20 protein-coding genes and 1 pseudogene are annotated in these 22,234 nt (G+C 71.5%); 13 read left to right on the top strand and 8 right to left on the bottom strand.

The features are described 5' to 3' along the window. Window positions 1–100 precede the first annotated feature (100 nt). The gene (locus tag ACFV18_RS10860) at window positions 101–976 is read right to left on the bottom strand and encodes an aldo/keto reductase (RefSeq protein ID WP_380481621.1); all 876 of its coding nucleotides are present in this window, start codon (window positions 974–976) and stop codon (window positions 101–103) included. A gap of 279 nt (window positions 977–1,255) precedes the next feature. On the opposite strand from ACFV18_RS10860, the gene ACFV18_RS10855 reads away from it, so the two are divergent. From ACFV18_RS10855 to ACFV18_RS10825, 7 genes are all read left to right on the top strand, one after another. Further along, a complete protein-coding gene (locus tag ACFV18_RS10855; protein ID WP_380481619.1) occupies window positions 1,256–1,501 on the top strand; it encodes a LapA family protein in 246 nt (81 codons plus the stop codon). Between the two features lie 41 nt (window positions 1,502–1,542). Beyond that, window positions 1,543–2,271: an amino acid ABC transporter ATP-binding protein gene (locus ACFV18_RS10850; protein ID WP_380481978.1), complete on the top strand. Its 729-nt coding sequence runs from the start codon at window positions 1,543–1,545 to the stop codon at window positions 2,269–2,271. Between the two features lie 9 nt (window positions 2,272–2,280). After that, window positions 2,281–3,201, top strand: a complete 921-nt coding sequence (locus ACFV18_RS10845) for a glutamate ABC transporter substrate-binding protein (protein WP_380481618.1) — start codon at window positions 2,281–2,283, stop codon at window positions 3,199–3,201. A gap of 13 nt (window positions 3,202–3,214) precedes the next feature. Further along, window positions 3,215–3,859 (top strand): amino acid ABC transporter permease, encoded by a 645-nt coding sequence (locus tag ACFV18_RS10840; protein WP_380481616.1) that lies wholly within the window; start codon window positions 3,215–3,217, stop codon window positions 3,857–3,859. Beyond that, window positions 3,856–4,710 (top strand): amino acid ABC transporter permease, encoded by an 855-nt coding sequence (locus ACFV18_RS10835; protein ID WP_380481614.1) that lies wholly within the window; start codon window positions 3,856–3,858, stop codon window positions 4,708–4,710. The genes ACFV18_RS10840 and ACFV18_RS10835 overlap by 4 nt, the downstream gene beginning before the upstream one ends. A 77-nt stretch (window positions 4,711–4,787) precedes the next feature. Further along, the gene (locus tag ACFV18_RS10830; protein WP_380481612.1) at window positions 4,788–5,480 is read left to right on the top strand and encodes a spermidine synthase; all 693 of its coding nucleotides are present in this window, start codon (window positions 4,788–4,790) and stop codon (window positions 5,478–5,480) included. A gap of 75 nt (window positions 5,481–5,555) precedes the next feature. Continuing rightward, window positions 5,556–5,879, top strand: coding sequence for a hypothetical protein (locus ACFV18_RS10825; protein ID WP_380481610.1), 324 nt, complete (start codon window positions 5,556–5,558; stop codon window positions 5,877–5,879). A gap of 7 nt (window positions 5,880–5,886) precedes the next feature. Here ACFV18_RS10825 and ACFV18_RS10820 read toward each other — a convergent pair whose 3' ends face one another. The 5 genes and pseudogenes from ACFV18_RS10820 to ACFV18_RS10800 all read right to left on the bottom strand — a co-directional run bounded on the left by ACFV18_RS10820 (window position 5,887) and on the right by ACFV18_RS10800 (window position 11,664). Continuing rightward, window positions 5,887–6,351, bottom strand: coding sequence for a DUF4259 domain-containing protein (locus ACFV18_RS10820; protein ID WP_380481608.1), 465 nt, complete (start codon window positions 6,349–6,351; stop codon window positions 5,887–5,889). A gap of 113 nt (window positions 6,352–6,464) precedes the next feature. Further along, window positions 6,465–7,195: pseudogene (locus ACFV18_RS10815) on the bottom strand (dienelactone hydrolase family protein). Window positions 7,196–7,433: 238 nt separating this feature from the next. After that, a complete protein-coding gene (locus ACFV18_RS10810; protein ID WP_380481606.1) occupies window positions 7,434–9,989 on the bottom strand; it encodes a hypothetical protein in 2,556 nt (851 codons plus the stop codon). Window positions 9,990–10,291: 302 nt separating this feature from the next. Then, on the bottom strand, window positions 10,292–11,074 hold the full coding sequence (locus ACFV18_RS10805; protein WP_380481604.1) for a TetR/AcrR family transcriptional regulator: 783 nt from the start codon (window positions 11,072–11,074) through the stop codon (window positions 10,292–10,294). A gap of 62 nt (window positions 11,075–11,136) precedes the next feature. Next, window positions 11,137–11,664: an NUDIX hydrolase gene (locus ACFV18_RS10800; RefSeq protein ID WP_380481602.1), complete on the bottom strand. Its 528-nt coding sequence runs from the start codon at window positions 11,662–11,664 to the stop codon at window positions 11,137–11,139. Window positions 11,665–11,778: 114 nt separating this feature from the next. On the opposite strand from ACFV18_RS10800, the gene ACFV18_RS10795 reads away from it, so the two are divergent. Together ACFV18_RS10795 and ACFV18_RS10790 are read left to right on the top strand one after the other, a co-directional pair. Then, window positions 11,779–12,111: a hypothetical protein gene (locus tag ACFV18_RS10795; protein ID WP_380481600.1), complete on the top strand. Its 333-nt coding sequence runs from the start codon at window positions 11,779–11,781 to the stop codon at window positions 12,109–12,111. 75 nt (window positions 12,112–12,186) lie between these two features. Beyond that, window positions 12,187–13,407, top strand: a complete 1,221-nt coding sequence (locus ACFV18_RS10790) for a serine hydrolase domain-containing protein (RefSeq protein WP_380481598.1) — start codon at window positions 12,187–12,189, stop codon at window positions 13,405–13,407. 15 nt (window positions 13,408–13,422) lie between these two features. On the opposite strand, the gene ACFV18_RS10785 is transcribed toward ACFV18_RS10790, so the two are convergent. Next, window positions 13,423–13,749 carry a nuclear transport factor 2 family protein gene (locus ACFV18_RS10785; protein WP_380481596.1) on the bottom strand — a complete coding sequence of 109 codons (327 nt, stop codon included), beginning with the start codon at window positions 13,747–13,749 and terminating at the stop codon, window positions 13,423–13,425. Between the two features lie 338 nt (window positions 13,750–14,087). Continuing rightward, a complete protein-coding gene (locus ACFV18_RS10780) occupies window positions 14,088–15,131 on the bottom strand; it encodes a hypothetical protein (RefSeq protein ID WP_380481594.1) in 1,044 nt (347 codons plus the stop codon). Between the two features lie 276 nt (window positions 15,132–15,407). Between ACFV18_RS10780 and ACFV18_RS10775 the strand changes: the two genes are divergently transcribed. From ACFV18_RS10775 to ACFV18_RS10760, 4 genes are all read left to right on the top strand, one after another. After that, window positions 15,408–18,362: an ATP-binding protein gene (locus ACFV18_RS10775; RefSeq protein ID WP_380481592.1), complete on the top strand. Its 2,955-nt coding sequence runs from the start codon at window positions 15,408–15,410 to the stop codon at window positions 18,360–18,362. A gap of 104 nt (window positions 18,363–18,466) precedes the next feature. Further along, window positions 18,467–19,537 carry an aldose epimerase family protein gene (locus ACFV18_RS10770; protein ID WP_380481590.1) on the top strand — a complete coding sequence of 357 codons (1,071 nt, stop codon included), beginning with the start codon at window positions 18,467–18,469 and terminating at the stop codon, window positions 19,535–19,537. Between the two features lie 313 nt (window positions 19,538–19,850). Further along, the gene (locus ACFV18_RS10765) at window positions 19,851–21,131 is read left to right on the top strand and encodes an extracellular solute-binding protein (protein WP_380481588.1); all 1,281 of its coding nucleotides are present in this window, start codon (window positions 19,851–19,853) and stop codon (window positions 21,129–21,131) included. A gap of 113 nt (window positions 21,132–21,244) precedes the next feature. Then, complete coding sequence (locus ACFV18_RS10760; protein WP_380481586.1) at window positions 21,245–22,195, top strand: carbohydrate ABC transporter permease; 951 nt, start codon at window positions 21,245–21,247, stop codon at window positions 22,193–22,195. Window positions 22,196–22,234: the final 39 nt, after the last annotated feature.

Here is a 22,234-nt window from a genome sequence, read left to right as displayed (position 1 = left end):
TGTCGGCCCCTTCCGGGTTGTTCCGGTCGTCACTCTCCGTGCTGACGGAGCGTCAGCCGAAGCTGATTCGACGTCAGCTCAACGAGCGAACGACGGGGCGTCAGTTCCAGTCGAAGCCGGCCGGGTCGGGGCCGATCCGCTTGCCGGTGGCGACGGCGGCGATCGCCGCGAGGTCCTCGGCGTCCAGCTCGAAGCCCGTCACGTCCAGGTTCTCCCGGATGCGGGCCGGGGTGACCGACTTCGGGATGGCGATCACGCCGTTCTGCAGGTGCCAGCGCAGCACCACCTGGGCCGTCGAACGGCCGTGCTTCTCGGCGATCTTCAGCAGCGCGGGCTCGGCCAGCAGGTCGCCGCCCTGGCCCAGCGGGCTCCACGCCTCGGTGGCGATGCCGTGCTCGGCGTGGAAGGCGCGCAGCTCGGCCTGCGGGAAGTACGGGTGCAGCTCGACCTGGTTCAGCGCCGGGACCACCGAGGTCTCCTTGAGCAGCAGCTCCAAGTCCGGGATGCGGAAGTTGGAGACGCCGATCGCGCGGACCCGGCCGTCGGCGAGCAGCTGCTCGAAGGCACGCCAGATGTTCAGGAACGAGGTGCCGTGCATCGGCCGCGGCCAGTGGATCAGGTACAGGTCCAGCTGCTCCAGGCCGAGCTTGGCCATCGACTCGTCGAAGGCGCGCAGCACCCGGTCGCGGCCCTGCTCGCCGGACCAGTCGAGGGTGCCGGAGTTCCACAGCTTGGTGGTGACGAACAGCTCGTCACGGGCCACGCCGGACTCGGCGATCCCCTGGCCGGTGCCCGCCTCGTTCTCGTAGATCGCGGCGGTGTCGATCGAGCGGTAGCCCGATTCGATCGCGGTGCGCACCGCCGGGACGGCCTCCGCGTCCGGCACCTGCCAGACGCCGAAACCGAGCTGCGGGATCCGCACGCCGTTGTTCAGCGTGATCGAGGGGATCGGAGGTACTGCGGGAGTGCTGGTCACGAGAAGGGGTGCCCTTCGGTTGTGCGGAGTCTGTGGGGTGTTTCCAAGAGGGCGGCAACCGGGGTGAACAGCGGAGTATTCCCGATGGGCGAGAGTTCCCCTCAATGAGGGAAACGCTTCGGGGGTGGCATTCGGATCGGGTGGATCCGCGAAAATGCGTGTGGCGTGCATCACAGGTGATTCCGCCGGGCCCGGAGAGGGTGGCCCGGACGGGTGAATGGGCGGGCTCGGCGGTGGTGGTGCGGCGGTCGGCGGGTGGGCCGGGCGCAGACTGCCGGGGTGACAAAGACTTCAGGTGGTTCTCCGTCCGGTCAGCGCAGTGAGATCGGTGGTGTCCCGACCCGGTACATCGGTATCGGCGTCATTGTGGTGCTGGCGATCTGGTTCCTGTTCGCCAACCTGGACAAGGTGAAGATCCAGTTCTGGGTCTTCACCGTCACCTGCCCGCTCTGGATCGCGCTGCTGGCGACACTGCTCGCGGGGACGGCGCTCGGCTGGTTGCTGAAGGGCCGGCGCACCAGGTGACGGCCCCGCAGGAGATCGTGGGGCGGCCGGCCGGAGAGCCGCTGATCGAGCTGCGCCGGGTGAACAAGCACTACGGGCAACTGCACGTGCTGCAGGACATCGACCTGACGGTGGGCCGCGGCGAGGTCGTGGTGGTGATCGGCCCGTCCGGATCGGGGAAGTCCACGCTGTGCCGGGCGATCAACCGGCTGGAGCCGGTGGAGAGCGGCGACATCCTGATCGAAGGTCAGCCGCTGCCCGCCGAGGGCAAGGGCCTGGCGAAGCTGCGTGCCGAGGTCGGGATGGTGTTCCAGTCCTTCAACCTGTTCGCGCACCGGACGGTGCTGCAGAACATCACGCTGGCCCAGATCAAGGTGCGCAAGCGCGGAAAGCCGGAGGCCGAGTCCAAGGGGCGGGCGCTGCTGGAGCGGGTCGGGCTGGCCTCGCAGGCCGACAAGTACCCGTCGCAGCTCTCGGGCGGGCAGCAGCAGCGGGTGGCGATCGCCCGGGCGCTGGCGATGGACCCGAAGGCGCTGCTGTTCGACGAGCCGACCTCGGCGCTCGACCCCGAGATGATCAACGAGGTGCTGGAGGTGATGCGCTCGCTGGCCGCCGAGGGGATGACCATGGTGGTGGTCACCCACGAGATGGGGTTCGCGCGTTCCGCCGCCAACCGGGTGGTCTTCATGGCGGACGGGAGGATCGTCGAGGACCGCGTTCCCGAGGAGTTCTTCGCGAACCCGCGCAGCGAGCGTGCCCGGGACTTCCTGTCCAAGATCCTGAAGCACTGAGGCGGCGCGGTGAACCAGCGGTACAGACTGCGGGCGCTCGTGCTGCTCGCCGCGCTGCCCGGCCTGGCCGGGCTGGCCGTCCTGTCCGGCTGCGGCAAGGAGGGCACCCCGCCGCCGAAGGGCCCGCAGCCGAGCGCGCTGCCCAGCTACCAGGTGCGCAGCAACCCCGTCACCGGTTCGCCGACCCTGGACGCGGCCCGGGCGCGCGGCCACCTGGTGATCGGCGCCAAGGAGGACCAGCCGTACCTGGGCCAGAAGAACCCGGCCACCGGCGAGTACTCCGGCTTCGACATCGAGATCGCCAAGATGGTCGCCGCCGACCTGGGCTTCGCGCCGAACCAGATCGAGTTCCGCACCATCGCCTCCGCAAACCGGGAGACCGCGCTGCAGAACGGTCAGGTCGATTACTACGTGGGCACCTACACCATCAACGCCAACCGCAAGAAGCTGGTCGGCTTCGCCGGCCCGTACTTCATCGCCGGGCAGGCGCTGATGGTCCGCAAGAGCGAGACGAAGATCAACGGCCCGCAGGACCTGGCGGGCCGGAAGGTCTGCTCGGCCGCCGGGTCCACCCCGTACCAGCGGATCCAGACCGACTATCCGAAGGCCAAGCTGGTCGGCTACGACACCTACTCGGCCTGCGTGGACAACCTGATCAGCAATCAGGTCGACGCCGTCACCACCGACAACGCGATCCTGCAGGGCTATGTGGCCAAGGTCCCCGACGAGCTGAAGATGGTCGGGGAGCCGTTCTCCACCGAGCCGTACGGCATCGGCGTTCCCAAGAACGACACCGTGCTGCGGATGGCGATCAACGACGCGCTGCAGCTGAACATGGACAACGGCAACTGGAAGAAGGCGTACGACGCGACACTCGGCCTCTCCGGGGTGCCCGCGCCGCAGCCCCCGGCCATCGACCGGTACAAGTGAGCAGGGGGCGCGGATGAACGTGCTGACCAGCAACTGGTCCACCTACTGGCACGGCTTCCTCGGCACCCTGTGGCTGACCCTGGCCAGTGCCGCGCTGGCGCTGGTGCTCGGGGTGGTCATGGCGGGCTTCCGGGTCTCGCCGGTGAAGCCGCTGCGGGCCGTCGGCACCGGGTGGGTGACGGTGCTCCGGAACACCCCGCTGACCCTGCTGTTCTTCATCGTGGTGCTGGGCCTGCCCCGGTTCCACATCACGCTGCCGTTCTTCACCTTCGCCGTGCTGGCACTGGGCTGCTACACCTCGGCGTTCGTCTGCGAGGCGCTGCGTTCCGGGGTGAACACGGTGCCGGTCGGGCAGGGCGAGGCGGCCCGCAGCCTGGGCATGACGTTCGGTCAGACGCTGAACCTGGTGGTGCTGCCGCAGGCGTACCGCTCGGTGGTCGCCCCGCTGGGCAGTGTGATGATCGCGCTGGCGAAGAACACGGCGATCGCCGGTTCGTTCAGCGTGGTCGAACTGCTCGGTACCTACCGGACGATCAACGAGCTGGGCTACAGCATCGTCTGGACCTTCATCTGGATCGCGGTCGGCTATCTGATCATCACGCTGGCGATCAGCGCCCTGTTCAACCTACTGGAGCGACGGGTGGCGGTGTCCCGATGACGACGGAGTCCTCCGCGCTGTACGACGTGCCCGGGCCGAAGGCGCTGGCCCGGCACCGGCTGTACGGCCTCCTGGCGCTGCTGGTGATCGCCGCAGTGGTCGGCTGGGTGATCTGGATGCTGTTCCACACCGACCAGTTCACCTACCAGAAGTGGACGGCCTTCCAGTACAAGGGCGTGCAGGAGCTGCTGCTGCGCGGCCTCGGCAACACCCTGAAGGCGTTCGGCTGGACGGTGCTGTTCGCGCTCCCGTTCGGCGCGCTGTTCGCCGCCGGACGGCTCTCCGACCACCGGCCGGTGCGCCTGGCGTCCACCGTGGTGGTGGAGTTCTTCCGGGCCATGCCGCTGCTGGTGATGATCTTCTTCATCTTCGTCGCCCTCAAGGTCGAACCGCTGTGGGCCCTGGTGGCCGGCCTCACGCTGTACAACGGCTCGGTGCTGGCCGAGGTGTTCCGGGCCGGCGTGCTCGCCGTTCCCAAGGGGCAGCAGGAGGCCGCGTTCGCGCTCGGCCTGCGGAAGACCCAGGTGATGACGTACGTGCTGGTGCCGCAGGCCACCCGGGCGATGGCGCCGACCATCGTCAGCCAGCTGGTGGTGGCGCTGAAGGACACCTCGCTGGGCTTCCTGATCACCTACGAGGAGTTCCTGCACGCCGGGAAGCTGATCGCCACCAACCTGGACTACGACCTGCCGTTCATCCCCGTGGTGATGGTGATCACCCCGATCTACATCGGCATGTGTCTGCTGCTGTCCTGGCTGGCCAAGTGGCTGGAGCGGCGCGGCCGGCGCAGCCCGCGCGAGGGGGAGACGCCGGTCGCCGTGGCCGGGCCGGTGCTGGACGGGCAGGGGTAGGAAATGCGATGGGTCCGGGCGGTGCGATCGGCTAGGGTCGGATGGTCTGTGACCGAGCGCACACCAGGAGTTGCCGGATGTCCGTGCTGCCCAGCCGGCGGGGCCTGCCCGACGCCGAAGTGATCGACCGGCGGGACGGGCCGTACGGCGAGGTGGTGCTGCGGCGGCGCGGCGGGCATTACGAGATCATCGCGAACGGGTGCTTCCTGATGGACACCGCCGACGGGCGTTCCGAACGGCTGCTGATCCAGGCGGCGCTGGACTCGCTGGGGGCGGCCGCCGGGCCGAGTGTGCTGATCGGCGGGCTGGGGGTCGGCTTCTCGCTGGCGTACGCCGCTGCCGAGCCCCGGTGGGGGCGGATCGCCGTGGTCGAGCGCGAGGGGGCGATCATCGACTGGCACCGGGGCGGTCCGCTCGGTGCGTTCTCCGCCGGCGCGCTGGACGATCCCCGGGTCGAGGTGGTGCACGCCGATCTGGTGGCGTATCTCGGTTCGGCCGTGGAACGCTACGACGCGCTCTGTCTCGACATCGACAACGGGCCCGACTGGACGGTCGGCGAGGAGAACGACGCGCTGTACGGCCCCGTCGGCCTGGCCAATGCCGCGGCCCGGCTCCGGCCCGGCGGCGTCCTCGCGGTGTGGAGCGCCCAGCCGTCCGCTGCCTTCGAACAGGCGCTGCGGGACGCCGGGTTCATCGATGTCCGCACCGAGGAGATCGCCGTCGAGCGCGGGGTTCCCGACGTGGTGCACCTGGCTCGCCGGGCCGGCTGAGGGTTTCGGGCGGCCCACGGAAGTCGTGCCCGTGACGCGTTCACAGCAGGGCTCGCGTGCGGCATGATCACCATCATGGCGGACGAGAAGACCGACCTGCTGGCGTGCCTCTGGGCCGAGTTCAACGCCATGCGGTTCCCCAGCGGCTGGTACGACCAGAACCCCGAAGGCACCTGCCTGGTCACCCTGGACACCGTCCTCGCCGGCTTCGCCGCCAACGTCCTCGACGGCCCGCCGCTCGGCGCCCGGCACCGCGAGCACCTGCGCAGTCGAATAGTTCTGCTCGACCAGCTGCTGCCGACCTTCGCCGCTGACGGCTACGCCTCGCGGTACTTCGTCGCGCTGTACCGGATGGCGGTGCTGGCCGAGGAGATCGACACCGAGCGAGGAGGGGCCTGAGACGGCGTCAGGCCCCGGACAGAACGGCCCGGAGTTGCTCCACCACGGCGCGCCAGGCCGGGCCCTCGTCCGATTCGTCCCAGAGTTCGGCGAGTTCGGAGCCCTCGCCGAGGACGCCGGCCAGCGCGTCCAGGGCGAGCCGGCGTATGGCGGGGTCGAAGCTTGGCAGCGGGTGGGCCGGGCCGTATGCGGTGGTGATCGGGGTGCCGCCCGGGCATTGGGCGGCGACCAGGGCGGCCGCGGCCACGATCTGGCTGCCGCTGTCGGCGTCCAGGTCGTCGAGCTCGGCGGCACCGCCGCCGACACCGCCGCCGACACCGCCGCCGACACCGCCGCCGGCACCGCCGCCGACACCGCCGCCGAGGACGGCGCGGATCAGGTCTTCGCGCTGCTCCGGGGTGGCGTCGTCGAGGTCGCCCGCGAAGTCGGCGGCGGTGTCGTTGTCGAACGGTCCGATGTCCCAGGCGCCCATGGTGATCTCCTTCGGTTCGGGATGCGGAGATCGTTGCAGGGTGTACTGACAGGTCGGGTGCCGGGCGGTGGTCAGGGTGCGCGAGAGGGGAGGGGGAGCAGGCGGGCCGGGCGTCAGGTGGTGGTGAGGGTGCGTGAGAGGAGGGGGAGCAGGCGGGTCCAGTGGAGGTGGAGAGCAGCGGGGTCGAAGGCGTCGGTGTCGGACATGGTGAAGCCGTGGACGGTGCCGGGATAGATCTCGGAGGTGTGGCGGACCCCGGCGGCATCGAGATCGCTGTTCAGCTCGGCGAGGGCCTCGGCGGTCAAGTCGCTTGCGGCATGGCCGAGATGGACCTCCGCGGTGAGTTCGGCGAAGAGTTCGGGACCGTCGGCGGCCACCGGGGCGTGGAACGCGGCGAGGGCGGCGACCCGGTCCGGGTGGGCGGCGGCGGTGCGGACGGCCTGGAGGCCGCCGATGCAGTAGCCCGTCACGGCGATCGGTCCGGCGGCGACCTCGGGGCGGGTGGCGAGGAATTGGAGGTAGGCGTCGGCGTCGCGCAGGGCGTGCCGGCGCGGGTGCGCCGTGATCAGCGGCATCAGTCGGCCGAAGAGCTCGGCGCGGGTGTCCTCCCCGATGTACGGGGGGAGTTCGAGCACCGGCGCAACAGGTTGGGGACGAGCACGTAGGACCCGTGATCGGTCGGCTCGCGGGCCGGTTCGCGCTGGACGGGGCGGATGCTGAAGCCGTCCGGGTACATCAGTACCGCCGGGTGTGGGCCGCCTTCCGTGGGCATGGCGACGAGGGCGTCGGCGTGGCCGTCCGGGATGGGGATGTGCAGCAGTTCGGTGCGGGCGTAGGTGGGCATCAAGTCTTCGGTCGTGGTTGACGGTTGGGTGCGGTGGGCGGAGGAGGGTCCGGGCGGCGGTCATTGGAGCACCGGGTCGCCGATTCGTGTGTGGCGAGGGGCCGTTCCGGTCGTCCGGAGGGGGCGAGGCCAGCGATGCAGGTCGGCGGGCTTGGTGGCGCGGCGGGCCCGGCGGGGCTGGCGGCCGGGAATGCGGAACGGCGAGCCCGGGGTGGGCTCGCCGTTCGTCAGGTGCGGATCAGCCGAAAGGGCTGTAGGCCGGCGGGGGCGGCGGGGACTGCGGGGCCGCCGCCGGGGCCGGGGGTGCGGAGAGGCCACCGAACGGGTTGTAGTCGGCCGGGGGGACCTTGACGAGGCGGCCCTTGGTGGGGTCGGCCTCCTCCGTCTCCTCGGCGGCGTCGGTGTTCTGTGCGGCCGGGGCCGGGGCCCCGAAGGGGTTGAAGTCCGCCGGGGGGATCTTGACCAGGCGGCCCTTGGTCGGGTCGGCCTGCTCCGGCGGGTCGGCCGGGGCGGGGACCGCCGGCGGGGCGGTGGGCCGGGGCGGGATGTTGGTCGGCGGTCCGGTGACGGTGCCGAACGGGTCGGAGGGCTCGGAGGACAGGACCGTGCCGAACGGGTCGGCGGAGGCCGCGCGGGCAGGCGCGGGCGCAGGTGCGGCGGCCGGGGCGGGTGCCGGAGCGGCGGGGGCTGCCGGGGCGGGGGCGCCGAAGGGGTTGTAGTCGGCCGGGGGGATCTTGACCAGGCGGCCCTTGGTGGGGTCGGCCTCCTCCGGTTCCTCGGCGGCGTCGGTACTCTGCGCGGCCGGGGCCGGGGCGCCGAAGGGGTTGAAGTCCGCCGGGGGGATCTTGACCAGGCGGCCCTTGGTGGGGTCGGCGGCTTCCGGTTCGGGCTCGGGTACCGGTGCGTGGGGTGCGGCGGGTGTGGCGGGTGCGCCGAAAGGGTCCGCCGCGGCGAAGGGGTCGGGTGCGCCGAAGGGGTCGGCGGTCGGGGTGGCGGGTTGCGGGGCGGCGGCGGGGGCTGCCGGGGCGGGGGCGCCGAAGGGGTTGAAGTCGGCCGGGGGAATTTTGACCAGGCGGCCCTTGGTGGGGTCGGCGGCTTCCGGTTCGGGCTCCGATGCGGAGGGTTCAGGTGCGGCGAACGGGTCGGCCGCTGCGGAGGGTTCGGCCGCGGCGAAGGGGTCGGGTGCGCCGAAGGGGTCGGCGGTCGGGGTGGCGGGTTCCGGGGCGGCGGCGGGGGCTGCCGGGGCGGGGGCGCCGAACGGGTTGAAGTCCGCTGGGGGGATCTTGACGAGCCGCCCCTTGGTGGGGTCGGCGGCTTCCGGTTCGGGCTCCGATACGGAGGGCTCGGGCGCGGCGCCGAACGGGTCGGCAGCCGGGGCGGGTTGGGCCGGGGCGGCGGAGGCCGGGGCGGGGGCGCCGAAGGGGTTGAAGTCCTCCGGGGGGACCCGGACGGTGGTGCCCTTGGCGGGCTCTTCCGGGGCCACCGGGGCCTGGGCCGGGGCGCCGAACGGGTCGGCGGAGGCCAGTACCGGGGACGGTTGCTGGGCCGGCTGATCGGTGGGGGCCGGGGCCGCGAAGGGGTTGAACTCCGAGGGTGGGACCCGCACCGAGGTGCCGGCCGGGGCGTCGGGCTGCTCGGGCGCCACGACCGGAGCCGGCGGGGCGACGGGCACCGACGGCGCGGCGGACTGCGCCGCAGGGGCCGGGCTGTGGGCGGGAACGGCCCGGCCGACCGGCACCGGGGCGGGGGCCACGGCCACGCCGTCCCAAGCGAGTTGGACCGAGCAGAGCAGGTCGGCGAAGACCGAGGTGTAGACGTCCCAGTCCTCGGTGTCGGAGGTGGTCAGCTGGACCGTCAGGACCGTCGCCCCGTCCGGCATCGGCACGAACGCCTCGACCACCGAACTGTGCACCACGCCGCCGGGGCGCTCGTCGCGCAACTCCTTCAGGGCGGGCATCGCGCGGTTCTCCACCAGCACCGCGGCCGGGCCGGCCGGGAGCAGCACCGTCCATACCTCGGAGAACGGGCGCTCGGTGGACAGTTCCACCGCCAGCTCCTGGATCGGCTGCGCGCACGGGACGGTCGACACCACCAGCGAGACCCGCGAGCGGCGGCCGTTCACCAGCAGCGTCGCGACACCCGCGTAGGCGACGTTCGCGGCGGCGAACTGCTCGGCGAGCAGCGCCGCCACCACGGCGAAGTCGTTGCGCTCGGCCGGGGACGCACCGGAGAACAACTCCTCGGCGGTCTCGGTGAGATGGGCGGACAGGGCGTTGCCCGAACCACGGACCGTCAGGGTGTGGAACGCCGGCGGGACCACCAGGCGCGCCTCGACGCCCGAACCGGTCGACAGCTCGTCAGGGGCGACCGTGACGCGAGGTTCGGCCAGGGCCGCGAGGGACTGGGTGAACCCGGCCAGCGGCTCGCTGTCCACCGGGGTCGGCTCGGCGTGCAACCGCAGCGCGGAGACCGACGGGGCGTCGGTCAGGCCCAGGGCGGAGGCGGCGAAACGCTGCGTCAGGACCGGGACGGCCTCGCGGCCGGCGCTCGCGTTCGGGCGGCGGTTGGCGGAGACCTCGATCACCGTGCCGAGCTTCGGGACGGAGAGCAGGCCTGGGCCGATCTGGCTGATCCGCAGACCGAAAAGGGCCTTGGCGGCCGGGTGTTGGGGCCGGCGGAACGCGGTGAACGCGTCGATGGGGTAGTGGGTGGCGCGGCTGCCGAGAAGTGCGGCGGACGCCGCGTCCAGTGTGGCCGTGATCCGGTCTGCGGCGGCGAAGCCTTCCTGCGTCATTCGCCGAGCCCCCTCGTTCTCGGGTGTGGACAGTTCAGCCACTTTTTATCAGACGCTGACGACGTGGGATGCGGGGTCGTCGGGGGTGGGGTGGGTGGTGCGGGTGGGGGTGGGGTGGGTGGTGCGGGTGGGGGAGGGGAGGGGGTGCCTGTGGTGTGGGGGTGGGGGTTTGGGTGGTGCGGGGGTGAAAGGGCGTTGGGGGTGGGTGGTTGGGGCGTCAGGTGGCGGAGAGGGCGTGCGGGTGGGGGGTGTTGAGCGACGTGAGGTGACGGGGCGTCGGGGGAGTGGGCGTGGGGGTGGCGTCAGGGGGTGGGTGGGGTGGCCAGGTGGAGGAGGGTGGGGGTGAGCGGGGCGAGGGTGGTGGTGAGGTCGCGGATGAGGTGGGCGGTGGGGCCGTTGGGGTGTTCGGCGGCGAGGAACTCGGCGAAGAGTGCGGCGAGTTCGGGGTCGCGGGTGGCGGCGACGGCGAGGGCGGCGACGAGTTCCTGGACCAGGTGGAGTTGCAGGGTCTCGGCGGGGACGGGCTTGTCGGCGAGCCAGTCGAGGGAGCTGATCTCGGCGTTGGCGATCCAGGCGCGGACGGTGCGGCGCAGGGTGGGGCTGGGGTCGGGGAGGCCGAGGTGGCGGAGGATCTGTTCCTGGGCGGCGCGCCGGACCTGGTCGATGACGGCGTCGGCGTCGGGGCTGGCGGCGACCGAGCCGCCGCGCAGCAGGGCGGTGAAGCCGGCCTCGTGGGACTGGACGAAGTCCAGGTAGCGGCCCATGACGCGGTAGAGGCGTTCGGAGAGCGGGCCGTCGGCGGTTTCCTCGAAGCGTCCGGCGAGTTCCCGGCCGGCCCGGCGCAGGGCCTCCTCGTAGAGGGCCTGCTTGCCGGGGAAGTAGTGGTAGACGAGCGGGCGGGAGGCGCCGGCGGCGGCCGCGATGTCGTCGATGGAGACGTCCTCGGGGGCCCGGTCCGAGAACAATTCGAGGGCCACCGCGATGAGTTGTTCGCGGCGTTCGTCGACGGTGAGCCGCCGCCGGGGGGTGCGGGCGGGCTGCTGTTCCTCGGCGAGGGGGGCCACGGACGGCGTACGGGAAGCCATGCGGCCCACCCTAGTTCGTCGGGGTGGTGCGGGACAGCGTGGACGGGCGTCAACAAGGGAGGTCAGCGGCCGGGGCGCTGTTCCAGGTAGCGGCGCCAGGCCTCCCGGCCGTCGGGGACGAATTCCCAGGCGGCGAGGCGGTCGGTGAGTTCGTCCTCGGTGAGCCAGGTGTACCAGGCGATTTCCTCGGCCTGCGGGTGGACCGGGCCGTCCCACTCGGCCTCGTGGACGTCGGACCACCAGCTGAACCGGTCGCCGTCGGTGTAGCGGAAGCGGAACAAGGGGCGGGTGCGGATGCCGGTGACGCCGAGTTCCTCCTCGGCCTCCCGGACGGCGGCGTCCGCGTAGCTTTCGCCGGCGCCGACCACGCCGCCGACGAAGCAGTCGTGGGCGCCGGGGGCGAACGCCTTGGTGTCGGTGCGGCGGTGGGTGAAGATCCGGCCCTGCGGGTCGCGGACCAGCACGAAGACGCAGCGGTGCAGCAGGTTGTCGCGGTAGACCTCGGAGCGGGGCGCGATGCGCAGGACCCGGTCGTATTCGTCGACCACGTCGACGAGTTCGTCCAGCGGGTCGGAGTCGGGGGTGGTCATGCCTGCCATTCTGGCCCAGTGGCGGCCGGTGTCACCCTAAAGAGTTGGTATACGGAGCGGCGGAGTTGGGAAAGTCAGCTGTCGGATCGTCAGTTACCTTTCTTTGGAGGAGCGTTGAGGAACCGCGTCGTTGTTCTGTCCGTCGCCGCCGCCCTGGTCGCGCTCGGCACCGCGCTGCCCGCCGCGGCCGCGTCGGCGCCCGGCGCCGTCCGCTCGGGGCTGGACTGCACCACCTGGGTGCACGAGAACGACCCACTGACCGGAGGAGTGCTCTGCACCAACAACACCGGCGAGCCGATCACCTTCCACGCCGACATCGTGTGCGGCCTCGCGCCGGACGTTTCGGGCACCTCGGTGACGGCCCAGCCGGGCGAGACCCAGGAGTCGGCCGGTCACTGCGCCATCTACTCCTCCGGCATCGGGCACATCGGTTGGACGGTGGAGTAGCCCATGGAGAAGGAGCCGGCCGGCCGCCGAAGGGCCCCGCCGCAGGTCGCGGGGGGTGGTGTCTAAGGTGGGCGGGTGGAGATCCAGGGGTTCACGGCGGACGGGTTCGAGCCGGTCAGGGCGGCCTTCGAGGGCAACTTCCGGCAGTACGGGGAGTTGGGTGCGGCGTTCGCGCTGTATCTGGACGGCCGGAAGGTGGTCGACCTATGGGGCGGTGACGCCTGTCCCGAGGTGGGTGCCGGGCCGGTGCCGGCGGTGCGGTGGGAGGCCGGGACGGCGCAGGTGCTGCGGTCGGTCACCAAGGGGCTGACGGCTGCCGCCGCGCTGCTGCTGGTGCAGCGCGGGCTGCTCGACCTGGACGCGCCGGTGTCCGCGTACTGGCCGGAGTTCGCGCAGGCCGGCAAGGAGCGGATCCCGGTGCGCTGGCTGTTGGCGCACCAGGCCGGCCTTCCCGCGCTGGACGTGCCGCTGCGGATCGAGGACGTGCTGGCGTGGGATCCGGCCGCGGCGGCCGTCGCCGCGCAGGCCCCGGCGTGGGAGCCGGGCACCGCGCACGGGTACCACCCGCTGACCTTCGGCTGGCTGGTCGGTGAGGTGGTGCGGCGGGCCACCGGCCGCAGCGTCGGGCGGTACTTCGCGGAGGAGATCGCCGCCCCGCTCGACCTGGACCTGTGGATCGGCCTGCCCGCCGCCGAGTCCGGCCGGGTCGGGCGGCTGGTCGAGCTGCCCGCGCCGGAGGTGGCCAAGGCGGGGCCGGGCGGGATGCGGATACGTCCCAAGCAGTCGGTGGTGGACGCCTATCGGGACCCGCGCTCGCTGACGGCCCGCTCGTTCGGCTCGGTGTGCAGCAGCGTGGACCTGAACGACCCGGTGGTGCAGGCCGTCGAGGTGCCGGGTGCGGGCGGCATCGGCACCGCCCGGTCGCTGGCCCGGTTCTACGCGTCGCTGATCGGAGCCACCGACCGGGCGGACGGGGCCGGGCAGCGGGTGCCCGCGCTGTTCGAGCCGGCCACCCTGGCCGAGGCGGTCGGTCCCTCGGTGCGCGGGCCGGACCGGGTGCTGATCGTCAACACCACCTTCGGCCAGGGCTTCTTCCGGCACAGCGGCACCTCGCCGATGGCGTCCCCGGCGAGCTTCGGCCATCCGGGCCGCGGCGGTTCGCTGGGCTTCGCCGATCCGGAGCTGGGCATCGGCTTCGGCTACGTCACCAACGGCATGCAGCCGGGCGTCACCGGGGACATCCGCTCGCGGGCGCTGATCACGGCCGTCCGGCAGTGCCTGCCGGTCCGGGTCTGAGCGTTGGCCGGGCGGTCAGGCCTGGCCGGTTTCGAAGCGGCTGACCCGGCCGTCCGGGGCGACGGTGAAGCGCCAGGCGGTGCGCATCTCGCCCCAGGTGTCGTTGCGGTAGTCGGCGACCAGGGTGCGGCCGCCGGACTTCTCGGTCTGCACCTCGATGTGACCGTGCGAGGAGAAGATCTCCCGGTCCGCCCAGTCCGCCAGGTCGCGGTCGGCGCCGTCGTCGGACATCGTGGCGTCGTCGGTGAGGGCGGCGAAGAAGGCATCCCGGTTGCCGGAGTTGACGGCGCCGAGCAGGCGGCGTACCGCCGGGTCGGAGAGCTTGTCGACGGCGATGGTCATGAGGGTTCACTCCTTGACGGTGGATCGGATCGGACCCGACGGGTCGGACATTGACCCGACGTGACCACGCCGGGCCGCCGTTCGCCAGCCTTTCTGGGCCGGTCGGAGCCGGTACGCCACCGCTGCGGGCACGCTTCGGCCCCGGGCGCGTGGCGCGGGCCGGGGCCGTGGGAGGGGTGTGATGTGATGTCCGGATGGGCGGGTTCGCACCGCGGCCGGGGAAGCGTGGGGCGGCTGTTGGCCGATCAGGTCGCCGGCAGGGAGCGGGCAGGGAGCCCTCGGCAGACCGTCACGACTGTCACGGCAGTCAGGGCTGTCAGGGGGTTGTCAGGGGGCTGTCACCACAGCTGTTCCCACCACCAGGCGATCTCGGGGTAGGGCGGCGGGGTGAGCCGGCCGTCGGCAGGGCGAATGGCGCGTTCGGCGACCGGGACGACGCCGGGCACGCGCGTGGTGTAGCGGGCGGAGGTGAATCCCCACTCCAGGTTTCCGCTCACCAGGTTGGACAACTGAGCGATGTAGCGCCGCAGTTCGGGTCCGGCGCGGCGGGAGGCGCGGTCCGACAGGCGGAGGAACAGGCACATGGTGCGGTCGTGCAGGGCGGCGGCCTCCAGCAGGGCCTGGTCCCGTTTGCAGCCCAGATGTCGCTCCAGGGCATCGACGATGTTGCTCTCCAGCGCGCCGTGGCTGTCCTCGCGGCTGTACGAGTAGATGTCGGAGGAGATCAGCACCAGGAACTTGGCGGCCTCGGTGAGTGCGTGCACCCGCGGCGAGTCCAGCTGGGACTGCGGGACGGCGGTGCGCTCGCAGACCTCGATGATCTCGATGCAGGAGCGGCTGCCACGGTCCAGCGGGCCGATCGTCAGGTACTCGGACAGTGACATCGACCGCCCCTGGGAACGGTAGGCCGTGACGGCGGCGGCGCCCATGAAGGACTCCAACTGGCTGTCCGCCCAACGTTTCACGGCGACCGCGGGGGCCCAGTCCCGGGCCCGGCGGAACACGTCACGCACCGAAGCGACATAGATGTCCGATTCCTCCCGGTGGGAGGGGGTGGAGTTGATAACGGCCAGTAGTGTGGCTGCTATCGTGAGTACACGGGAGGGGTCCCGACTCAGTCCGCCGGTGTCCCACTCGTCGTCGAGCGTGAGCATGCTGCACAACCATTGCGAGACCAGTTCCAGCCCCGTGATGCCCTCGGCGTCCTTGGCGATTCGGCAGACGAACTCGTGTGCGCCGATGGCCAGGAGGCGGTGGCGGCGTTCCGAGTCTCCGGTGAATCCCATTGCGTCGAGCCAGACTTCGGTGCTCTTGCCGACCTCCTCGTGCGCGGGGTGCAGGGCGGAGGGGATGGGGCAGAAGAGCGGGGGTATGGCAGCCAACGTGTCTCCAGTGCGGCCTGATGTGCTGGTGTGTCAAGTCGGTTCGGGCTCGCGCCCGGCGTCGGTCTTCCCCGGCAAAGATCGACTACACCTGGAAAACCGGAAAGAGTTAACCCTGACTGATCGTCAGAGGTGGCTCTGCGTAAGCGGGTTGCCCCTGACCAGGCGTTCCGGCTCCCCTCCAGGTCCGCCGCCTGCGGGAACGCCACCCGAGCGGCCCTTGACGGCGCTAGGGTCGGAAACGGAGTGCCGGGAAGGCGAGTCGGAAGGACGGACGTGGCCGAAGGACAGAGCAGGCCGCAGGAATCGGCGGCCGGGGAGGGAACAGCCGGCCAGCGGCTGTGGGAGCGCGAAAAGGAACTCCACTCCGCCGAACAGGCCGTGGACAAACTGTGCCGGGAGTTCGCCGCGGGCGGCACCAAGATCGGTGAACTGCTGCTGTTCTCCGGGCCACCCGGCATGGGCAAGACCACGATGCTCGAACAGGTCCGCCGGATCGCCGGGGCCCGCAAGGACCCCACCGTGCTGTTCGCCCGCGGCAGCGAACGGCAGAAGCACGAGCCGTTCCGTGTCCTGCGGCAACTACTGCTGCCCGTCCTCGGCACTCTGGACCCGGACGAGCGCACCGAGGTGTTCGGCAACTGGTACAACATCGTCGCGCCGGCCGTCGGCCTGGCCCCGCCGCCCGACACGCGCGAGCGGATCGACCCGCAGGGCGTGCACGACGGCCTGGACTTCGTCATCACCCAACTCGCGCCCCGGCGGGCCCCGCTGGTCGTGGTGATCGACGACCTGCATGTGGTCGACCAGGAGTCACTGACCTGGCTGGCCTCGTTCGCGGTTCGCGCCCGCGAGCTTCCGGTGCTGCTGGTCTTCGCCTACCGCCAGGAGTTCGACGACGCGGGCCGCCCGCTCGTCCTGCAGATCCAGGAACGCGCCGAGCGGCGGCACGACCTGCTGCCGCTCAACCCGCTGTCGATCGCCGAGATCGTGCACGCCGAATTCGCCGAGGCCGACGACGCGTTCTGCCGCCAGGTGTGGGCCGTCACCGCCGGCGCCCCGTTCGACACCGTCGCCCTGCTGCGCGAGGTGCGCGACCAGAACCTCGAACCCATCGAGGAGAACTCGCCCCGGCTGCGCGACCTTGCCGCGGCCGCCCGGGGCCAGGGCCGCGACTACTGGCTCGACAAACTCGGCCCGACCGTCCTCCAGTTCGCCTGGGCCGCTGCGCTGCTCGGCACCGACATCAACGAGGACCTGGCCGCCGCGATCTGCGCCCAGGGCCCCTCGCAGACCATCCAGTCGGTCCGCGAACTGCGCCGGATGCGGGTGCTGACCACCCAGCCCAACGGCAGGCTGGAGTTCGTCCACCCGCTGATCGCCACCTCGATCTACCAGTCGATCCCGGAGGCCACCCGCGCCGGAATGCACGGTGTCGCCGCCACCGCGATCGAGGACCGGGGCGGCTCGCTGCTCGCCGCCTCCCGCCACCTGCTGGAGACCCACCCCGGCGAGGGCGACGACGCGATGGTCCGCAAGCTGCGCCGGGCCGCCGCCGAGAACCTCGCCATCGGCGCCCCCGAAGCCGCCCGCCGCTGTCTGGAACGCGCCCTCGCCGAGCCGCCGGACGTGGACGACCGCGCCGAGGTGCTGTACGAACTCGGCAGCGCCGCGCTGCTCACCGACCCCGAGGCGACCGCCAACCAGTTGCGCCGCGCGCTCGACATCGAGGACGGCCTGAGCGCCGACCTGCGGGTCGAGGCGGTGTTCCGGCTGTCCGAGGTGACCGCCCACGGCGGCGACCTGAACGGCGCCGCCCGGCTCTGCCTGGCCGAGGCCGAGAACACTCCCGACGGCCTCGGCCGGGTCCGGCTGTTGACCGCCCACCTGCTGTACACCGCCCTGCGGCGCGACGAGGACAACGGCCCCGAACGGGCCCGCAAGGTCGCCGAACTCGCCGCGCAGGTCGAGGAGGAGAGCGAGGCCTCCCGGCCGGTGCGCGCCCTGCACGCCTGGGACCTCACCCTCAAGGGCGGCCCCAGCACCGAGGCACTGCGGGCCGCCGAGGACGCGCTGGTCAACGGCCGGCTGTCCCGCAGCCTCGGCTGGACCAACACCACCTGGAACTTCGAACTGCCCGCGCTGCTCGGCCTCTGCTTCGCCTACAACGACGAACTCGCCCGCGCCGAGAAGCTGTTCAGCTCCGCCATCCTGGAGTTCGAGATCGCCGGGTGGAGCGGCGCGCACCGCGGCTTCGCCTACTTCCTGATGGGCTTCGCCCGGCTGCGCCGCGGCTTCCTCCCGGAGGCCGAGGACTTCCTGCGCCGGGGCCTGCGGATCGCCGACCGGATGGGCACCGGACTGCCGCTCCAGTGGAACCTGGTCGGCTCACTGATCGACACCCTGCTGGCCCGCGGCCGCGACCGGGAGGCCTGGGAGGTGGCGCAGAAGTACCGGTTCTCGCCGCCGTACCACCAGACCGCGCTGGTGCTGCCCGACGTCGCCACCATCTACGGCAAGCTGCTGATCTCCCGCGGCGACTACGACATGGCCGTCGAGGTGCTCGCCGAGACCGGCATGCGGCTGGACAAGCGCGGCTGGCGTTCCACCGTGCACGCGCCGTGGGCCGGTCACCTGGCCGTGGCGATGGCGCACCGGGACCTGCCCTCCGCCCGGAAGAACGGCGACGACGCGGTGGCCCGGGCCCGGGAGTCCGGTTCGCCGTCGGCGATCGGCAGCGCGCTGCGGCTGGCCGCCAGCGTGTGGGAGGGCCCGCACGCCGTCGAACTGCTCCAGGAGGCGGTCGGCTGGCTCGGCCGCTCCCCGGCCAGTTACGAGCACGCGCACGCGCTGGTCGATCTCGGCGCCGCTCTGGTGCAGGTCGGCCGCAGCCTGGAGGCCGCCGAACACCTCTACCAGGGAATGGAGTTGGCCAAGCACTGCGGGGCGGACGGCCTGGAGGTGCGGGCCCGCAACGTGCTGGCCGCGTCCGGCCTGCAGCCCAGCCGGGCGCTGGTACCGAACAAGGTCACCCTCAACCCGGAGGAGCTGGCGGTCGCCGAGTTGGCGGTGCGGGCGCTGCCGCCGCAGCGGATCGCCGACCAGCTGAAGCTGCCGGTGGCGGTGGTCAGGCAGCGGCTGGCCGCCGTCCACCGCAAGCTCGGCACCGGACCGGAGGGTCTCGCCGACGCGCTCGGCCTGCCCACCGACGGCCCCGGGCAGGACGGCTGACGGACCGACAGGCGCCCCGGCGCGCGGGAGCGGGGTCACGGGCCCGCCCGCCGGGCCCCGCTAGGCTGGCCAAAAAAGGGTGATCACGAACCAAGGAGCAGCCCATGACCGCGCCGGACCGGCTCACCGAGGTGCACCGGGCGCCGTACGACCTGTCGGGGGCCGGTATGGGGCTGGAGCGGTGGACGCTGCGCTCCGACCGGATCGAGGCCACCGTGATCACGCTGGGCGCGGCGCTGCACACCCTGACCGCGCCCGACCGGGACGGCACGCCCGCCCAGGTGCTGCTGACCACCGAGGACGTGGGCACCCTGCTCGGCCCGGCCAAGCACTACGGCGTCACCGTCGGCCGGTACGCCAACCGGATCGCCGACAGCCGGATCACCCTGGACGGAGAGGACCACCCGCTGCTGCCCACCGGACACGGCGTCACCCTGCACGGCGGCCCGGACTCGTTCTCGCACCGGGTGTGGGAGGCGGAGGAGATCCCCGGCGGGGTGCGGATGCACCTGCACTCCCCGGACGGCGACCAGGGCTTCCCCGGCGCGCTGGACGTGTGGGTGGACTTCACGCTGAGCGGTGCCGAACTGACCATCTCCTACCGGGCCGTCACCACCAAGCCCACGGTGGTCAACCTGACCAACCACGCCTACTTCAACCTGGCCGGTGAGGGCCGCGGCGACGTGCTCGGCCACCTGCTGACCATCGACGCGGACGCCATCACGCCGGCCGACGAGCGGCAGATCCCGTACGGCCCGCACGAGCCGGTGGCGGGTACCGCGTTCGACTTCACCACCGCCCGGCCGATCGGCGAGGGCCTCGCCGAGGGGCATCCGCAGCTGAAGCTCTCGCACGGGTACGACCACAACTGGGTGCTGCGCGAGCGCCCCGCGGACGGGCCGCCGGTGCGGGCGGCGGTGCTGGCCGACCCGGGCAGCGGGCGCGTTCTGGAGGTGCTGACCACCGAGCCCGGGTTGCAGGTGTACACCGCGAACGGTTTCGACGGCAGCGTCACCGGCCCGTCCGGGACGGCGTACGGCCCGTTCGCCGGCGTCGCGCTGGAGACCCAGCACCACCCCGATTCGCCGCACCAGCCCTCGTACCCGTCGACCGAGCTGCGTCCGGGGCGGGAGTTCCGCTCCAGCACGGTGCTGCGGCTGGGCGTCACCGGCTGAGCACGAGGGCGGTGTCGAGAAGGGCCCCGGGAGCTGTCCCGGGGCCCTTTTCCGCTGGTCAGCGGGGGTGGGGCTGCAAGGAGTTTCCGCAAGGCCACGGATGGTCAAGACGCGCGGCGGCAACTCTAAGGACACGTCGATGTAACGATCGCCGGTAACTTGCAGAAACTTGCTGCAAGACCTTTCAGGCGTGCTCACCGCGCTGTTACGTTCCTGCTCAAGCCCGACGGCCTGCGAGGGCGCAGTCGGCCCGGACAGCCATTATGCGCGGTCCCCCACCATCTCGGGCACCCTCACCTTTCTAGGAGTTTCCATGCGGCGTGGCATCGCGGCCTCCGCTCTCGTTGCGGCTCTTGCGGTCACTCTTGCAGCCTGCGGCAGCAGCGGCTCCGGTTCGGACGCCAAGGGCGACGGCGGACCGGTCACCATCACCTACTGGGACACCTCGAACGCCACCAACGAGGCGCCGAACTACCAGGAGCTGGTCAAGAAGTTCGAGGCCGCGAACCCGAACATCAAGGTCAAGTTCGAGAACGTGCCGTTCGACCAGGCGCAGAACAAGCTCCAGACCGCGATGGGTGCCAAGGGTGCGCCGGATGCCTTCCGCTCCGAGGTCGGCTGGACCTCCGCCTTCGCCAAGGCCGGCTACCTGGAGCCGCTGGACGGCACCCCGGCGCTGACCGACGCCGCCGCCTTCCAGCCCTCGCTGATCCAGCAGGCCAAGTACGCGGGCAAGACCTACGGTGTGCCGCTGGTCACCGACACCCTCGCCCTGATGTACAACAAGGAGCTGTTCGCCAAGGCCGGCATCACCGCCGCGCCGACCACCTGGGACGAGCTGAAGGCCGACGCCGCCCAGCTGAAGGAGAAGGCGGGCGTGGACGGCTTCTGGCTGAAGGCCGGTGACGGCTACTACGCCATGCCGTTCCTGTACGGCGAGGGCACCAACATGGTGGACGCCGCGGGCAAGAAGGTCACCGTCAACTCGCCCGAGGCGGTGAAGGCGATCGAGACCTACAAGTCGATGTTCACCTCGCCCGGCACCGCGAAGGCCGACGTCACCACCGACGCCTACGCGCACATGATGGACGCCTTCAACAACGGCAAGGTCGCGGCGATCATCCAGGGTCCGTGGGAGGTCACCAACATCTACAAGGGCGCCTCCTTCGCCGACAAGAAGAACCTCGGCATCGCCGCCGTCCCGGCCGGCTCCACCAAGGGCGGCGCCCCGACCGGTGGCCACAACGTCGCCGTCTACGCCGGCTCCGACGCCGCCCACAAGGCCGCCGCCGAGAGGCTCGCCGCGTTCCTGACCTCCGCCGAGAGCCAGACCTTCCTCGCGCTGAAGAACGGCACCCTGCCCACCCGGAGCGACGCCTACACCGCCGAGGTCAAGGCCAACCCGGCCACCGCCGACTTCCAGGCGATCCTGCCCTCCGCCCAGCCGCGCCCCGAACTGCCCGAGTACGCCTCGCTGTTCGCCTCCTTCGGCACCAACCTCGGCAAGATCGTCCAGGGCCAGTCCGACACCAAGGCCGGCCTGGACGCCACCGCCACCGACTACGCGAAGCTCCTGCCGGACTTCAAGAAGTAAGTCGGAACCAGGCTCGCCCGGCCCACACCTGACGGTGGGCCGGGCGCACGCCGTCAGACCACAGCAGTAGTCGCCGAGGCAGGCGGCGGACCTCCCGGAGAAGGTGTCAACCCATGGCAGTTGCGGTCGTTCAGCGCATCAGGCTGTCGTACTCGAAGTACTGGTACGCGTACGCGATGGTCGCGCCGGTCGTGATCGTCCTCGGGGTGCTGGTCGGCTACCCCCTGGTCCGCGGCTTCTACCTGACCCTGACCAACGCCACCAGCCTCAACGTGGGCCGCCAGATCGGCGTCAACCACATACCCGACAGCTTCGACTTCGTCGGCCTCGACAACTACGCGGACGTGCTGTGGGGGCCGACCGCCTACGACCGGTTCTGGTCGCACTTCATCTGGACCGTCATCTGGACCGCGGTCTGCGTGTTCCTGCACTACAGCATCGGCCTGGGCCTGGCGATGCTGCTCAACCGCAAGATCCGCGGCCGCAGCCTGTACCGGCTGGTCCTGATCCTGCCCTGGGCGGTACCGACCTTCGTCACCGTCTTCTCCTGGCGGCTGATGCTCGCCGACGGCGGCGCCGTCAACGGCCTGCTGTCGATGCTGCACCTGCCCGAACCCGGTTGGCTGTCCGACCCGTTGGCGCAGAAGTTCGCCGCGATCCTGGTCAACACCTGGGTCGGCGTGCCGTTCATGATGATCTCGCTGCTCGGCGGACTCCAGTCGATCCCGGCCGAGCTGTACGAGGCCGCCGAGATGGACGGCGCCAACGCCTGGCAGCGGTTCCGCTACGTCACCCTGCCCGGGCTGCGGACCGTCTCCTCCACCGTCGTGCTGCTCGGCGTGATCTGGACCTTCAACCAGTTCGCCATCATCTTCCTGCTGTTCGGCTCCGGCGCCCCCGACGCCCAGATCCTGGTCACCTGGGCCTTCCGCCTCGGCTTCGGCCAGCAGCCCGCGGACTACGCGCAGTCGGCGACCTACGGAATCCTGCTGCTCTCCATCCTGATCGTCTTCACCAGCTTCTACCGCCGCTGGACGGCCCGGGTCGAGAAGGCCAACGGATGAGCGCCGACGCCCGTACCGGAACCGATCCCCAGCCCAAGG

It is taken from the genome of Kitasatospora sp. NPDC059673, from assembly GCF_042734215.1.
In the GTDB taxonomy this organism is placed as follows: Bacteria; Actinomycetota; Actinomycetes; order Streptomycetales; family Streptomycetaceae; genus Kitasatospora.
This window is presented reverse-complemented; position numbering and strand designations above follow the sequence as displayed.